General features: G+C 70.9%; 13 protein-coding genes. 7 read left to right on the top strand and 6 right to left on the bottom strand.

Annotated elements, in window-relative coordinates; all coding sequences use genetic code 11:
- Nucleotides 1-4: 4 nt before the first annotated feature.
- Nucleotides 5-1042 (bottom strand): ketopantoate reductase family protein, encoded by a 1038-nt coding sequence (locus tag ACO0LV_RS02205; protein ID WP_424786224.1) that lies wholly within the window; start codon nt 1040-1042, stop codon nt 5-7.
- Nucleotides 1043-1260: 218 nt separating this feature from the next.
- Here ACO0LV_RS02205 and ACO0LV_RS02200 point away from each other — a divergent pair, with 218 nt between their 5' ends.
- Nucleotides 1261-1719, top strand: coding sequence for a MarR family winged helix-turn-helix transcriptional regulator (locus ACO0LV_RS02200; protein ID WP_424786223.1), 459 nt, complete (start codon nt 1261-1263; stop codon nt 1717-1719).
- A gap of 226 nt (nt 1720-1945) precedes the next feature.
- Complete coding sequence (leuS, locus tag ACO0LV_RS02195; RefSeq protein ID WP_424786222.1) at nt 1946-4843, top strand: leucine--tRNA ligase; 2898 nt, start codon at nt 1946-1948, stop codon at nt 4841-4843.
- A gap of 380 nt (nt 4844-5223) precedes the next feature.
- Here leuS and ACO0LV_RS02190 read toward each other — a convergent pair whose 3' ends face one another.
- Nucleotides 5224-5376, bottom strand: coding sequence for a CopG family transcriptional regulator (locus ACO0LV_RS02190; RefSeq protein ID WP_424786221.1), 153 nt, complete (start codon nt 5374-5376; stop codon nt 5224-5226).
- 218 nt (nt 5377-5594) lie between these two features.
- Here ACO0LV_RS02190 and ACO0LV_RS02185 point away from each other — a divergent pair, with 218 nt between their 5' ends.
- Both ACO0LV_RS02185 and ACO0LV_RS02180 read left to right on the top strand, forming a co-directional pair.
- Nucleotides 5595-6554, top strand: a complete 960-nt coding sequence (locus tag ACO0LV_RS02185; protein WP_424786220.1) for a helix-hairpin-helix domain-containing protein — start codon at nt 5595-5597, stop codon at nt 6552-6554.
- Nucleotides 6555-6561: 7 nt separating this feature from the next.
- Nucleotides 6562-8055 (top strand): ComEC/Rec2 family competence protein, encoded by a 1494-nt coding sequence (locus tag ACO0LV_RS02180; RefSeq protein ID WP_424786219.1) that lies wholly within the window; start codon nt 6562-6564, stop codon nt 8053-8055.
- A gap of 55 nt (nt 8056-8110) precedes the next feature.
- On the opposite strand, the gene holA is transcribed toward ACO0LV_RS02180, so the two are convergent.
- On the bottom strand, nt 8111-9130 hold the full coding sequence (holA, locus tag ACO0LV_RS02175; RefSeq protein ID WP_424786218.1) for a DNA polymerase III subunit delta: 1020 nt from the start codon (nt 9128-9130) through the stop codon (nt 8111-8113).
- A gap of 83 nt (nt 9131-9213) precedes the next feature.
- On the opposite strand from holA, the gene ACO0LV_RS02170 reads away from it, so the two are divergent.
- The gene (locus ACO0LV_RS02170) at nt 9214-9615 is read left to right on the top strand and encodes a DUF952 domain-containing protein (RefSeq protein ID WP_424786217.1); all 402 of its coding nucleotides are present in this window, start codon (nt 9214-9216) and stop codon (nt 9613-9615) included.
- 71 nt (nt 9616-9686) lie between these two features.
- On the opposite strand, the gene rpsT is transcribed toward ACO0LV_RS02170, so the two are convergent.
- From rpsT to ACO0LV_RS02155, 3 genes are all read right to left on the bottom strand, one after another.
- Complete coding sequence (rpsT, locus tag ACO0LV_RS02165) at nt 9687-9947, bottom strand: 30S ribosomal protein S20 (RefSeq protein WP_424786216.1); 261 nt, start codon at nt 9945-9947, stop codon at nt 9687-9689.
- A gap of 265 nt (nt 9948-10212) precedes the next feature.
- A complete protein-coding gene (locus ACO0LV_RS02160) occupies nt 10213-10839 on the bottom strand; it encodes a PepSY domain-containing protein (RefSeq protein WP_424786215.1) in 627 nt (208 codons plus the stop codon).
- A gap of 105 nt (nt 10840-10944) precedes the next feature.
- A complete protein-coding gene (locus ACO0LV_RS02155; protein WP_424786214.1) occupies nt 10945-12330 on the bottom strand; it encodes an ROK family protein in 1386 nt (461 codons plus the stop codon).
- 134 nt (nt 12331-12464) lie between these two features.
- On the opposite strand from ACO0LV_RS02155, the gene xylA reads away from it, so the two are divergent.
- Both xylA and ACO0LV_RS02145 read left to right on the top strand, forming a co-directional pair.
- Nucleotides 12465-13658, top strand: coding sequence for a xylose isomerase (gene xylA, locus ACO0LV_RS02150; RefSeq protein ID WP_424786213.1), 1194 nt, complete (start codon nt 12465-12467; stop codon nt 13656-13658).
- Nucleotides 13659-13665: 7 nt separating this feature from the next.
- The gene (locus ACO0LV_RS02145; protein ID WP_424786212.1) at nt 13666-15090 is read left to right on the top strand and encodes a xylulokinase; all 1425 of its coding nucleotides are present in this window, start codon (nt 13666-13668) and stop codon (nt 15088-15090) included.
- Nucleotides 15091-15193 lie beyond the last annotated feature (103 nt).

The raw sequence follows: 15193 nt of genomic DNA, 5'->3' as shown, positions 1-15193 counted from the left end.
TGGCTCAACTGGCCAGCGCGTCCAGTCCCAGTTCGGCTGCCAGGTCGGTGGCGCTGATCGCTCCCGGCCGGGTGCCCGTCCGTGCGGCCTGGCGAGCCAGCGCCGCGATGGTGGTGTTCAAGGGCGCGGCGAGCCCGTGCTCGCGGGCGATCAGCGCGATCTGCCCGTTGAGGTAGTCGGTCTCGATCGAGCCGGTGCCCCGGGCCAGTGACTGCCAGGAGGACCCGCCCAGTTGATCGGGGTGGGTGCCGGGCACCTCACCCACGCCGAAGGAGGCCTGCCGCACGGCTGTCTCGTCGTCGTCGGACGCCACCTCGATGCCCGCGCCCGCGAGCACGGCGCGGGCCTCGGCCCGGGCCGCGTCGATGAGATCGCCACCATCGGCCGCCGGGCCCAGCACGGCCTGGAAAGCGTTGCCGATGTTGGACAGGAGTTTGTGGTACTTCCACGGCATCACGTCCGCGGGCAGTTCCACCCCCAGGCCCGATTCGCTCCAGTGCGTGCGGACCTGCTCCAGCAGGGCGCGGTCGGCGGGCTCGGACCTGCTGGCCGGGTATCGGGAGATGTGCAGGATCCCCGACTGCGGGGTGCCGCGGGCGATGACCTCGCCCGGATGCAGGTGCACCGCGGGCAGCCAGACGCACACGCCGAAAACCCGTTCGAAGTACCGCAGCGCCATCCGTTCGCTGCTCACCCCGTTCAGGGCGGTCAGGATCGGCAGTCGCATACCCGCCGGGGCCGTGTGCCCGCCGTCACGGACCGGGGCATCGGCCCAGTGGGACAGCGCAGCCAACGCCTGGTGCGTCTTGGTGGACAGCACCAGCACGTCATCGGGACGCAACTCGATGTCCTCGGGCCCACCGATCGCGGTGACCGCTAGGCGGGTATCCAGGTCCGGGGTGCGCAGCCGCAACCCGTCCCGGCGCAGGGCCGCCAGATGCTCACCCCGGGCCACCAGCACCACCTGGTGCCCGCGATGGGCCAGCCGTCCTGCGATCGTCCCACCAACGGCTCCGGCGCCGATCACTACGTAACGCGTCATAGCCGGCGAGCCTACCGGTGCGCCACGGCGGTCCCGTTCCCGCGGATGGGGACGGCGGGATGAGATAGGCATTCGATCGGCCGGATAGACGTTCAGAGTATAAATACATACGCATATACTTTGTTATGATGGGTGGCACTCAACAGCACGGGAGGGTCCGCGCCTACGTCTGGTCGGTGATGCGATGACGATCGCCTCATGAAGGGAGGGTGGTGACGATGAGTATCCGCACTGCTGCAGCGGCGTGGGAGGCCCTCTTTCGTGCTCAGGTGAGCATGATGCAGCGATTCGAGGAGTCCAAGGACTTCCAGCCACTGCGCTCCCGGGAGTACGACGTGCTGTTCAACCTGGCCAGGTTGGGTGGGCGGGCCCGGCAGTGGGAACTCAACGCGAACCTGCTGATCTCCCAACCCAGTCTGTCCCGGATGGTGGGCCGGCTGCAGTCCGCCGGGTACGTCCGGCGGGAGGAGTCGCCGTCGGACGGCCGCGAGGTGCTCGTGGTGCTCACCGAGGCCGGTGCCGCCCTGCAGGCCGACATCGGTCGGCGGCACGTGCGCCATATCGCCGAGATCGTCGATTCGGTCCTGTCCGAGTCAGATCAGGCCGAACTGGCCAGGCTCGCCGACGCGATCCAGGAGGCCGCCGCCAGTGGCTCCTACTTGGAGGCCGAGGAGTAGTCCCGCGCGCGGCCCGCCCCCGGCGGGCTGAGCCTGCCTATCGGTGCGGGTGCGCGCTGCGTTAGACTGATGGCCATGTTCGGTACGGAGTTGCTTACCCAGCCGCGCTGACTTCAGCGGGCGCCTCCGATGGCGCCGCATCAGCGCGGCCGACCTCCCATGCTCGGGAGGTCGTTTCATGTCAGCCCCCGATGCCGCCCACGGCGGCCCCGACAAGGAATCACCGATGTCGCAGACGCACACCCAACCCCCTCCCAGCGCCGATGAGGTGCCGCCGCACCGGTACACCGCCGCGCTGGCCGATGCCATCGAGAACCGCTGGCAGGACTACTGGGAGCGCGAGGGCACCTTCCAGGCGCCCAACCCCACCGGCGCCCTGGCCACCGGTGAGCCGGTCCCGGCCGAGAAGTTCTACGTGCTGGACATGTTCCCCTACCCCTCGGGCAAGGGCCTGCACGTGGGTCACCCGCTGGGATATATCGCCACCGATGTACTGGCGCGCTACCGGCGGATGAACGGGGACAACGTCCTGCACGCCCTGGCCTACGATGCCTTCGGCCTGCCCGCGGAGCAGTACGCGGTCCAGACCGGCCAGCACCCCCGGATCACCACCGAGGAGAACATCGCCACCATGGGCCGCCAGTTGCGGCGCCTGGGCCTGGGGCACGACCCCCGCCGTACCTTCGCCACCACCGACCCGGGCTATGTGCGCTGGACCCAGTGGATCTTCCTGCAGATCTTCAACTCCTGGTTCGACGCCGGAGCCACCAACCCCGACGGCACCAAGGGTGCGGCCCGCCCGATCGAGGAGCTGCGCGCCCAGTTCGCCGACGGGAGCCGGGCAACCCCGGGGGGCGGGGACTGGAACCGGATGAGCCCGGCCGAGCAGGAGCAGGTGCTGGCCGGCTTCCGTCTGGCTTACGTCGATGATGTTCCGGTGAACTGGTGCCCGGGGCTGGGCACCGTGCTGGCGAACGAGGAGGTCACCGCCGAGGGTCGCTCCGAGCGCGGCAACTTCCCGGTCTTCACTCGCAACCTGCGCCAGTGGATGATGCGGATCAGCGCCTACTCCGACCGGTTGATCGATGATCTGGACCGGCTGGACTGGCCCGAGAAGATCAAGGCGATGCAACGCAACTGGATCGGGCGCTCCACCGGGGCGAACGTGCGGTTCGCGCTGCCGTCGGGGCACGTGGAGGTCTTCACCACCCGGCCCGACACCCTGTTCGGGGCGACCTTCATGGTGCTGGCCCCGGAGCACCCGGCGCTGACGGACCTGATCCCGGCGCAGTGGCCGGAGGGAACCCGGAACTCCTGGACGGGCCGGGCGCCCACCCCGGCAGCCGCCGTCGAGCAGTACCGCGCCGCTGCCGCGGCCAAGACCGACGCCGAACGACAGGACGAGGGCCGGGTCAAGACCGGGGTGTTCACCGGTGTGTACGCCACGAACCCGGTGAACGGTGCCCAGATCCCGGTCTTCATCGCCGACTACGTGCTGATGGGGTACGGCACCGGGGCGATCATGGCGGTCCCCGGGGGGGACCAGCGCGACTACGAGTTCGCCGAGGCTTACGACCTGCCCGTGATTCCCACGGTGACCGCGCCGGAGGGCTTCGAGGGCGGTGCCTGGTCGGGGGAGGGGACGGTGATCAACTCCGCTGCCGAGGGCATCGACCTGAACGGCATGGACGTGGCCACCGCCAAGGAGACCATCATCGCCTGGCTGCAGAACCAGGGGATGGGCGCGGCGGCCACGACCTACCGGCTGCGGGACTGGCTGTTCTCCCGGCAGCGCTACTGGGGCGAGCCGTTCCCGGTGGTCTACGACGCCGACGGGCGGGTGATCGATCTGCCCGAATCGGCCCTGCCGGTGGAGTTGCCGGAGGTGCCGGACTTCTCCCCGCGCACCTATGCCGACGACGACGCCGACTCCGAGCCGGAGGCCCCGCTGAGCCGGGCCACCGACTGGGTCGAGGTGGAGTTGGACCTGGGCGATGGGCCGCGCACCTACCGGCGCGATACGAACACGATGCCGAACTGGGCGGGTTCGTGCTGGTACGAGTTGCGCTACCTGGATCCGGACAACACCGAGGCCTTCGCGGACCCGGCCAACGAGGCCTACTGGATGGGCCCGCGCACCGGCGCCGACGGCGGCCGCACCACCGGAGGGGCCGACCTGTACGTCGGGGGCGTGGAGCACGCCGTCCTGCACCTGCTGTACGCCCGGTTCTGGCACAAGGTGCTGTACGACCTGGGCCATGTGTCCTCGGCCGAGCCGTTCCACAAACTGTTCAACCAGGGCTACATCCAGGCCTACGCCTACACCGATGCACGCGGGGTGTACGTCCCGGCCGAGGACGTCACCGAACACGTCGACGCCCAGGGGGAGACGTACTGGACCTACGAGGGCGAGACGGTGCGGCGCGAGTACGGCAAGATGGGCAAGTCCCTGAAGAACATGGTCAGCCCCGATGAGATGTACGCCGAGTACGGCGCGGACACCTTCCGGGTGTATGAGATGTCGATGGGGCCGCTGGACCTCTCCCGCCCCTGGGAGACCCGCGCCGTGGTGGGCGCCCAGCGGTTCCTGCAGCGGCTGTGGCGCAACATCGTGGATGAGCACACCGGGGAGGTCACCGTCTCCGATGCCGAGCCCGATGAGGCCACGCGCCGACTGGTGGCCCGCACCATCGCCGATGTCCGCACCGAGATGGACGCGATGCGCCCCAACACCGCGATCGCGCGGATGATCGTGCTGAACAACCACCTGACCGCCCTGGACCCGGTGCCGCGTGCCGCGGTGGAACCGTTGGTGCTGATGGTGGCCCCGGTGGCACCGCACCTGGCCGAGGAGCTGTGGCAGCGCATGGGGCACACCGGATCGGTGGCCCACCACCCCTTCCCGGTGGCCGATGAGGCGCTGCTGGTGGAGGAGCAGGTGACCTGTGTGGTGCAGGTGGCCGGTAAGGTGCGTGATCGGTTGCAGGTCTCACCCGAGATCAGCGAGGAGGACCTGAAGGCCGCAGCGCTGGCCTCCGAGGCGGTGCAGCAGCACTTGGACGGGCGCGGGGTCCGCAAGGTGATCGTGCGCGCGCCCAAACTGGTCAACGTCGTCCCGGGCTGACCGGCGCCGGCTGCGAGGCCACCACCGGTGGGTCAACGCGGACTGGCTGCGGTGCGAGCGGATCGACGGTGAACGTGTGCCATCGGGGGAGCCGACGACGACGGCCCGGCCATGCGGGGCAGCCTGCACCGCGATGCTCACCCCGGGCGGAGTTGCGCCGGCCGCGGCGGCGGCACAGGCGTCCAGGTCATTGGTCTCGAACCCGATCGTGGTCAGCCCGGCGGGGTAGGTCTCATCGGCGGTATGGAGGGCGATGCGGCCGTGGTCGAAACCGTAGACCGCCCGGTCTCCGTGATCGGACAGGCACTGTGCCCCGAGCGCCTCGAACAGGCGTCGGTGGGCAGCCATCGAACCGGTGAATCGCACCGGTCGGGTGACGATCATCCGTCCTCCTCCCTCTGCTCGGTGCGCACGTAGGCGGTCAGTACCTGCTCCACCAGGGCGGACAGGCTCAACCCCTCGTCGATAGCCCGGTGCTTGACCGCCCGGACCAGGTCCGGCGGCAGGTAGACGTTGAACTGAGTCTTGGTCATATCAATAGGATGCTAGCAACGCCTGCGGAAGACGGTCAAGCGGTGGCTGTTCACGGGATGGTGATGTGTCGGTGGGTGGCCGAGCGCTGTTGGCCGCGGAGTTCGGTGTCAGGACCAGAGCAATGGGCAGGTCCACAGGAACGCGGCCTGATCGGTGATGTCCACAGGGTCGTTGGGCTCGTGGATGGTGCGCCGGCCGGTCGTCCTAGCCTCGGTCCATGACCGATGCCAGCCGGCGGCTGCGTCTGGTGACGGAGGCCGCGCACGCCACTGGTGGTGCCATGACGCCGCACGAGCCCGGGGCGGTGGCCCCTCCGGAGGCGGCGCCGGCCGGCGCGGGTGCCGGCCAGATCGGCGCTGAAATGCCGGACGAGCAACCAGGCCGCACGGCCTGGTCCACGCGCACCCAAGGCGCCCGCGGGAACAGATGGGGTACCCCGGTGCTGTTGTCGGTGCGGATCGGAGTGGTGGTTCTGCTGCTCGCCGTGGCCGCCACCGTCACTATCGTCCTCACCCGGCCGAGCGCGCCCGCGCATCAACCGGAGTGGGCCCGGCCGGAGCCGCCGGCGGACTGGACGGGCGCAGGGGCGCCGGGCGATGACGTCGGCGCCGGAGGGCCCGCGTCCGACGGGGCAGACTCCGCCGGCCCGGCTCCCGGGGAACCCGAGCCGAGCGGGACCGACGCGACGAGCCCGGACGCCGGAGACCCGGGGTTGGCTGTGGTCATCGTGCACGTGGCCGGCGCCGTGCGCGAGCCCGGCATCGTCGAGCTGCCCGACACGGCCCGTGTCCACGATGCGCTCACCGCGGCCGGTGGTTCCACAGCGGAGGCGGACCTGGCTGCGCTGAACCTGGCCGCGGCCGTGGTGGATGGCCAACAGGTGTACGTGCCGGTGGTCGGGGAGGAGGTCAGTGCGGGTGCCGGGGGTCGTGATGCGCCACCTGCTCCAGCCGGAAGCGGTGAGCACGGTGGTGGCGAGGCGGCTGCGGTGGTGAACCTGAACTCGGCCGGCTCGACCGAGTTGCAGACGCTCCCGGGCATCGGGCCGGCGATGGCCGAACGCATCCTGGCCCACCGTGACGAGCACGGCCCGTTCGGCAGCGTCGAGGAGTTGCGGGCGGTGTCCGGGATCGGCCCGGCCACCATGGAGCGCCTGCGGGACCTGGTCATCGTGTGAGCGAGCGATGAGCAGTGCGTCCTCGGCGTGGATGGACCGGGCGCCGGTCGACCTGCGGCTGCTGCCCGGTGCCCTGGTGACCTGGGTCGGCTGCTGGTGGGTGCTCGGCCAACAGCCCCTTGCTGGTGCCGTCCTGTCCGGCCTCCTGCTGCTCATGTCCCTGCTGTGCGGCGTGCGGCTGTCGCGGTCGCGACCGGGTCGGCACCGCCGGGAACGACGTGACCGGGTGACCGCCACGGTCCTACTCACCGGCGTCGTGGCCGGGTCGGTGCTGGGGGTGGCGACGGTCCGGGCCACCGAGCGCAGCGCCGTCATCACCGGCCATCCCGCGGAGGTCACGGCGATCGTGCAACCGACCGCCGAGCCACAACGCCTGGCCTCGGAGCGGTCCGAGCGGTACCGGGTGCCCGCACGCCTGTTCGGCGTGCTCCACGATGCCGAACGTGCACGTGACCTGCCGGTGCTGCTGCTCACCGACGCCGGGTGGCGCGACGTCCCGGTGGGCACCACCTGGTGGGTACGGGCGAGGGTGGTTCCGACCGGCGCGGGCGACTCGGCTGCGGCACTGCTCGTCGTGACCGCCGGCGCCCATCAGCACGGTCCCGCGGCCTGGCATCACCGTGCCGTGAACCGGCTGCGCAGCGGCCTGGTCTCGGTCAGCGACGGCCTGGCCCCGCAGGCCCGCGGCCTGGTGCCGGGGATCGCTCTGGGGGACACCAGGGCGATGCCGCCGGTGCTGGGGGAGGACCTGCGCACGGTGTCCCTCACCCACATCACCGCGGTCTCCGGCATGCACGTGGCGATCGTGCTCGGGTCGGTGGTGTTGTGCCTGTGGTGGGCGCCGGTCTGGGTGCGCGCGGGCGTGGGCGGGGTAGTCCTGCTCGGCTTCGTCGCCCTGGTCTACCCCTCCGGCAGTGTGCTGCGCGCCGGCACGATGGGCGCGGTGCTGCTGCTCGGACTCGCCACCGGACGACCACGTGCGAGCATCCCGGCGCTGCTGGCCACCGTGATCGTGCTTCTCGGCCTGGATCCCTGGCTGTCCCGGGACTTCGGATTCACCCTGTCCGTGGTGGCCACCTCCGGGCTGCTCGCCCTGGCAGCCCCGATCGCCCGCAGGCTGGGCGGGGTGTGCCCGCCCCAGGTCGCCATGGCCGCCGCGGTGCCGGCCGCTGCGCAATTGGTGTGCGCCCCGGTGATCCTGTTCCTCGCACCCGGACTGCCCACCCACGGGGTGCTGGCGAACGTGCTGGCCACCCCGGCGGTGCCCCCGGCCACCTTGCTGGGGGTGCTGGCTACGCTCTGTCAGCCGTTCTGGCCCGCCGGGGCGCAATCCCTGGCCCAGGCGGCGGCGTGGTTCACCGCATGGATCGCGACCGTGGCGACCACCACGGCGGGTCTTCCGTTGGCCACCCTGCCCTGGCCGGAGGGCACCGGCGGTGCGGTGCTGGTGAGCGCCGGACTCCTGGCCGCGACGCTGTGGTGGCGTACCCGGGGCCGGTAGTCAGCAGTCGCGCACCGTGACCCTGCGACAAGTCGTGGCTGAGCCGGACCGGTGCTCAGCCGTGGCGCGCCTGCGCCACGGTCAGGACGGCCCGCTCGACGGCGAACTCGGGATCCCGGCCGGCCCCCTTGACCTGCGCGTCGGCGTCGGCGACAGCCGCGATCGCCGTCGCCAGGCCCTCCGGGGTCCAGCCGCGCAACTCCCGGCGGGCCCGGTCCAGTTGCCAGGGCGCCAGCCCCAGTTCCGCCGCGGTGGCGCCCCGGCTCCGGCCGGCGGCCACCTTGGCCAGCGTGCGGACCTTCATCGCCAACGCGGCCACCAGCAGCACCGGGTCCACCCCCGTGGACAGGGCGTGGCGTAACAGGGTCACCGCAGCGGTGCCATCGCCGGCGATCGCGGTATCGGCCACCCGGAAGCCGGTCGCCTCCACCCGCCCCCCGTAGTAACGGTCCACGACATCCGGCGTGATCGAACCGGCGGTGTCCGCGATCAGTTGACGTGCCGCCGCAGCAAGCTCCCGAAGATCGGACCCGACCGCCTCCACCAACGTCTGTACGGCCGCAGAGGTCGCCCGGCGGCCGGCATCACGGAACTCCTCGGCCACGAAGGCGGCCTTGTCCGCATCGCGCTTGATCGGATCACACTGCACCACCGGGTAGCGCGCGGCGACGGCGTCCAGCAGTTTCTTGCCACGGTTCCCCTTGGCGTGCCGCAGCACCAGGGTGACGTCTTCGACCTGGTCACCGGCTCGGTCCAGATAGGCCAGCCCATCGGTGATGAAGGCGTCGCTGGCCGATTCCACAGCGGTGACGACGATGTGGCGCGGTTCGGCGAACAAGGAGGGTGAGGCCACCATGTCCAGTTGCCCGGACTCGTAGGTGTCCGCCTCCAGCACAGTCTGCTCCACCTGCGGGCTGCCACCGGCGGCGGCGTGCTCACGGACCAGACCGGCGATGCGCTCCAGGGCCCGGTCGGCCAGAACCGACTCCGCGCCACGCACCAGCACCACCGGGGCCAACGGCGCCTGCTTCCAGGTGAGTGCTTCGGATGCGGATCGACGACGGGGAGGGGCCACGGCACAAGCCTGCCATGAAGCGCTGACGCCGCCGAACCGGGCGGTCACCGACCCGAGACCGACGCGACCGATACGGTCGGACGATGACGACGATCTGGCACCTGGCCGAGCCCGAGTACTGGCAAGCCGCGCAGGAGTCGGGCTGGTACGACCGATCGACCCGCGGCGCCACGCTGGACCAGGTCGGCTTCGTGCACTGCTCGTCGCCGGACCAACTCGCCCGCGTGGCCGAGGCCGGGTACGCCGACGTCAGCGGGGACCTCCTGGTGCTGGAAGTGGACCGGGCAGGGCTGGACCGGGCCGGGTCACCGGTGCGCTATGAGCCCGGGGACCCCGACGATCCGGCGTCGGAGTTGTTTCCGCACGTCTACGGCCCGATCCCGGTCACGGCGGTGGTCCGCATGATTCCGGCGCGCATCGATCGCGGCCGGCTGCACCTGGCCCCGGCCGGGTCGGGGGAGTCAGCCGGGCCCGTTGCCGGGTGAGGGCATGCCAACGGCGCCGCCGGCGAAGAGCCGGGCGGCGCCGTGGTTCGTTGGTGCTTGGTGGCGCCGCGTCAGAGCGCGGCGACCTGCTTGGCCAGCGCCGACTTGCGGTTCGCGGCCTGGTTGGCGTGAATGACGCCCTTGCTGGCGGCCTTGTCCAACTTCCGGCTCGCGGACTTCAGCGCGTCACCGGCAGCGTTCTTGTCGCCGTCGCTGATGGCCTGACGAACCCGACGCACGTGCGTCTTCAGTTCGGACTTGACGGCCTTGTTGCGCAGCCGCGCCTTCTCGTTGGTGCGGTTGCGCTTGATCTGGGACTTGATGTTTGCCACGTGTTGACTCTCTTGTGCGTTCGCTCGCGCGATCTCAATCTGGTCTGTGAGGGCTTTTCATGTGCCGGCACGTCGGCGTAGGGATGCCGTGCCGTACCTGCCTGGAGTGGCGCTGCGCTGCGAGGTGTGACCACGCCACCGCTGAACCTCAGCGATCGACCGCGCCGAACTCAAGGAACCAGGTTACCGCATCGGGAGCCGATCGCACGATCCGCCCGCCTGTGCGGTGCCTCACCGCTCGGGCCGGTGCCGGTCAGGTCCTCGCTCAGTCGTCCTCCACGCGCAGGATCTCGCCATCAGCGACGTTGATGTACACCTCCACGTCGTCGGTGAAGGTCACCTCCCACGCGAACATGCCGCCGTCCTCATCATCGAGTTTCACGTCGTCGATCGATCCGGTGCCGTGCTCGGCTGCGATCTCGATGGCCTCGGAGATCGTGATGGTCGCCGCGTCCAGACCTGCGCGGTCCTCGTCGTCCAGGCTGCCCTCGCGCTCGCTCTCCAGCACCTCGGTGCCGTCGGGGCTGACCAGGACCTCGATCTCATCCGACTCCGAGGCGACGTAGATCTCCCAGTTGCCACCGTCAGCGTCGTCGACTTCGAAGGCGGTGCCGCCCGTCTCGGACTCGGCCAGGTCGATCGCGGCCAGCACCCCGGCGTGGTCACCGCCGGCGCCTCCGGTGGGCTCCTCGGTCGCGGTCTCCGTGGACTCGTCGTCGGTGCCTTCGGCGTCGTCGGTGGGCTCGTCGGTGGGCTCGTCGTCGGCCGGTGGAGCCTCAGTGGTGTCCACCGGCTCCAGGGACTCGTCCTCGGCGTCGCCGCAACCGGCCAGGAGCAGGAGTGCCGCCGTGCCGAGGGCGAGGCCGCGGGTGATCGGTCGTCGTGGAGTCATGACGCCAGGATGCGACAGTCACGCACGATTTGCCCGTTGAAGGAGAAGTCCCTCACCTGCGTCTCATCGTGGTCTCATCGACCAGGAACGCCACTGGCCCCGCCTTCACCCGCGATGATCACCCAAGGGGTCGCGCAGCAACGGTTCGAAGACGGCTTCGGCGGCACCGATGTGAATCCGCTCGGAGCCGAGGGTGCCGCGGCGTATCTGCACCGCAGCCAGTGGCGGCATGAGTTGATCGCGCACCATCGAGGTCAACTGGCGCGGCGCCACGTCGAACAGGGTGGCCAGGAAGCCGCCCAGGAGCACCAGATCCGGGGCGAAGGCGTTCACACTGTTGCGGATGCCGGTGGCCAGGAAGCCGATCTGCCGCGCCACCTCGGGCAGCTCGATCCCGCCGGCCGCGTTGAGCACCTCGGCCAACTCGGAGGCCCGCGAACCCTCCGGGAACTCCTGGTCGGGCAGAGCGCCGCGAAGGCGGGCCAGGTTCACCTCCGTCTCGAGGCACCCGACGGCTCCGCAATGGCACCGAACACCCTCGGAGTTGACCATCAGGTGGCCGAGTTCGGGTAGGTAGGCGCCGCCGTCGGCCCGGGCGGCGTCCGGGGCGCCCAGTTCCACGGGTGCGCCCGGCTCGCCCGGGAGGTCAGCACCGCCCCGCGCACCGGCCCTGCCCAGCCGGACTCCCGAACCGATGCCGCCGGAGCCGCCGTGCAGGTACACCAGTGTGCCAGCGCCGCGCCCGGCGCCGAATATCGCCTCGGCGTCGGTGCCCAGGGTCGCGTCGTTGCCGGCCCAGGTGGGCAGGCCGGTGCCCACGTGCATCAGTTCCGCGATCGGCACGTCCCGCCACGGCAGGTGCGGGGCCATGTGCACGAACCCGTCCCGGGCGCGCACCAGCCCGGGAACCGCCATTCCGATGCCGAGCGGGCTCACCCGGCCCGGGTCCAGCGCGAACTCATCGATGATCTGCGCGGTCAGGGCCACCGTCTGTTCCGGGGTGGGCGGCGCCGCGACCGCGCGCCGGATGCGCTGGGTCACCTTGCCGGTCAGGCTCACCACGGCCACATCGAGTGCGTCGGCGTCGGGGTACACCGTGATCGCCGCGATGCCCGGCGCGGCGTGGATGAGGGGGCTGGGCCGCCCGACCGCTCTGCCCGGGGCGGGTTTGCCGGCCACCACCCGGCCGTGGTCGGACAACTCGGCCAGCAGCACCCCGACGGTGGAGCGGTTCAGGCCCGTCGCCCGGGTCAGGTCTGCCCGGGACAGGGGCCCGCGGGTGTGCACCAGGCGCATCAGGGTAGAAAGGTTGATCCGCCGCACGGGCAGGCTGCCGGTGGCGCCGGGACGCCGCGCGGTGGTAGCGGTGGGGGCCGGACCGTTCGCGGACGAGACCGGCTCGTCCGGATCCGTGCCCTGCGGCCCGTCGGTTCCGTTGCCGGATGCTCCCGACGCCTGGGCACCCGGGGGCGTGGGATCCTCGAGGGCCACGCGCACCTCCGCGTCTAGTCGGTCAGGACCTACCGGTTCGGAACCGGCCGGCCAGATCTGTCGCTCAGGCTACCCGCACCCCCGCACACCTGATAGGTTGTGGTCAACAACAAAGGCCTCAGGAAGGAACCGCAATGGCGCTGCCCACCCCCACCAAAGAAGACAAATTCTCCTTCGGACTGTGGACGATCGGATGGACCGGCACTGACCCCTTCGGTGGTCCGACCCGTCCGGACCTGGACGTGGTGGAGGCGGTGGAGAAACTCGCCTCCTACGGCGCGTACGGGATGACCTTCCATGACGATGACCTGTTCGCCTTCGGCTCCACCGACGCCGAGCGGCAGAAGCAGATCGACCGCCTGAAGGAGGCGCTGGCTGCCACCGGGCTGGTGATCCCGATGGTCACCACGAACCTGTTCAGCGCCCCGGTGTTCAAGGACGGCGGCCTCACCAACAACGACCGTGAGGTGCGTCGTTACGCCCTGCGCAAGGTGCTGCGCAACATCGACCTGGCCGCCGAGCTCGGCGCGCAGACCTATGTGCTGTGGGGCGGGCGCGAGGGCGCCGAGTACGACGCCGCCAAGGACGTGCAGTCGGCGATGGCGCGTTACCGGGAGGGGATGAACCTGCTGACGTCCTACGTGCAGGAGCAGGGCTATGACATCCGCTTCGCGTTGGAGCCCAAGCCGAACGAGCCTCGCGGTGACATCCTGCTGCCCACCCTGGGGCACGCGATGGCCTTCATCGCCACCCTGGAACACCCCGACCTGGTCGGGATCAACCCCGAGGTGGGTCACGAGCAGATGGCCGGTCTGAACTTCACCGCCGGTGTCGCTCAGGCCCTGGACCACGGCAAGCTCTTCCACATCGACCTCAACGGCCAGCGCAGCATCAAGTACGACCAGGACCTGGTCTTCGCCCACGGCGACCTGTACAACGCCTTCTCCCTGGTGGACCTGCTGGAGAACGGTTCGCCGGACGGGGGCCAGGCCTACACCGGGCCGCGCCACTTCGACTACAAGCCGTCCAGGACCGAGGACTACACCGGCGTGTGGGACTCGGTGCGGGCGAACATGGTCAACTACCTGATCCTGAAGGAGCGCGCCACCGCCTTCCGCGCCGACCCGGAGGTCCAGGAGGCCCTGGCGCAGGCCAAGGTCAACGAGCTGGCCACACCGACGCTGGGGCAGGGTGAGTCCGTCCGGGACCTCCTGACCGATGCCAGTGCCTGGGAGGACTTCGACGCCGACGCCTACTTCGGTGGCCGTGGCGCCGGGTTCGTGCGGCTGCAGCAGCTCGTCACCGAGCACCTGCTCGGCGCGCGCTGAGGTCGTGATGAGCCGGCGCCGACTCGTGGCCGGGGTGGACTCCTCCACCCAGTCCTGCAAGGTGGTGATCCGAGACGCCGACGACGGGACCCTGGTCCGGCAGGGCCGCGCCACCCATCCCGACGGCACCGAGGTGGACCCCGAGGCCTGGTGGCAGGCGCTGCTGGCCGCGGTGGCCGACGCCGGTGGGCTGGCCGACGTGGCCGCGATCTCGGTGGGTGCCCAGCAGCACGGCATGGTCGCCCTGGATGCGGGCGGCCGGGTGATCCGGGACGCGCTGCTGTGGAACGACACCCGCAGCGCCGGGGCCGCGGCCGACCTGACCGAGGAGGTCGGCGCGGCCGAGTTCGCGCGCCGCACGGGATTGGTGCCGGTGGCCTCCTTCACCATCACCAAACTGCGCTGGCTGGCCGATGCCGAGCCCGAGAACGCCGCCCGGGTGGCGGCGGTGGCGCTGCCCCACGACTGGCTCACCTGGCGGCTGCGCGGATTCGGGCCGGACAACCCGGACCTGGGCGCGCTGACCACCGACCACTCCGACGCCTCCGGCACCGGGTACGTCACCCCGGGCGGGGACTACGACCTCGACCTGCTCTCCCGCGCGCTGCGCCGGGACGCCTCCGAGGTGGTACTGCCCCGGATCGCGGCGGCCGGGGAGGCGGTGGGCGTCACCGCCGGTCACGAACCGATCCCCGAGGGGCTCACCGTGGGATCCGGGTGCGGAGACAATGCCGGCTCGGCGCTGGGGCTGGGGGCTCGTACCGGTGATGTGATCGTCTCGATCGGCACCTCCGGGGTGGTCTGCGCGGTCTCGGACACCGTCGCAGACGATGCCACCGGCACCGTGGCCGGGTTCGCCGACGCCGCCGGCGCCTACCTGCCGCTGATCGCCACGATGAACGCCGCCCGGGTGCTGGACGTGATCGCCAATTTGCTCGACGTCGGCTATGAAGAGCTCGGGCGACTGGCCCTGGCGGCCCCGCCCGGCTCCCACGGCTTGGTGCTGCGCCCCTACTTCGAGGGTGAGCGCACCCCGAACCTGCCCGATGCCACGGCCACCCTGTACGGGATGACGCCGGCCTCCACCACCCGCCAGTGCATGGCCAGGGCAGCGGTGGAGGGCCTGCTGTGCGGGTTGGCCGACGGGATCGACGCCGTACGCGGCCAGGGCGTGGACGCCCGGCGGGTGAAACTCATCGGGGGCGCCGCCCAGAACCCGGCGGTGCAGGTCGTAGCCGCCCAGGTACTCGGGCTGCCGGTATCGGTGCCCGAACCAGGGGAGTACGTGGCCACCGGTGCCGCGGTCCAGGCAGCCTGGTCCCTGACCGGCGACCGCCCGACCTGGCAGGTGCAGGAGGAGCACGTCAGTGGTGTAGCGGCCGAACCGCTGATCCGGCGCCAGTACGCGGCCACCCCGGTCCAACCTCGATGAGGGTGGGTTCCGGGCGCGGGCGCGTGCGGACCCGGATGAGTGCGCCGGCGTGGATTGGGGCGCCGGCCTGACCGGCGGCGATCCGGTGGTGGGGCCGACCGGG

The sequence above is a fragment of the Pseudactinotalea sp. Z1739 genome, from assembly GCF_049725055.1.
Classification (GTDB): Bacteria; Actinomycetota; Actinomycetes; order Actinomycetales; family Beutenbergiaceae; genus CALKWS01.
This window is presented reverse-complemented; position numbering and strand designations above follow the sequence as displayed.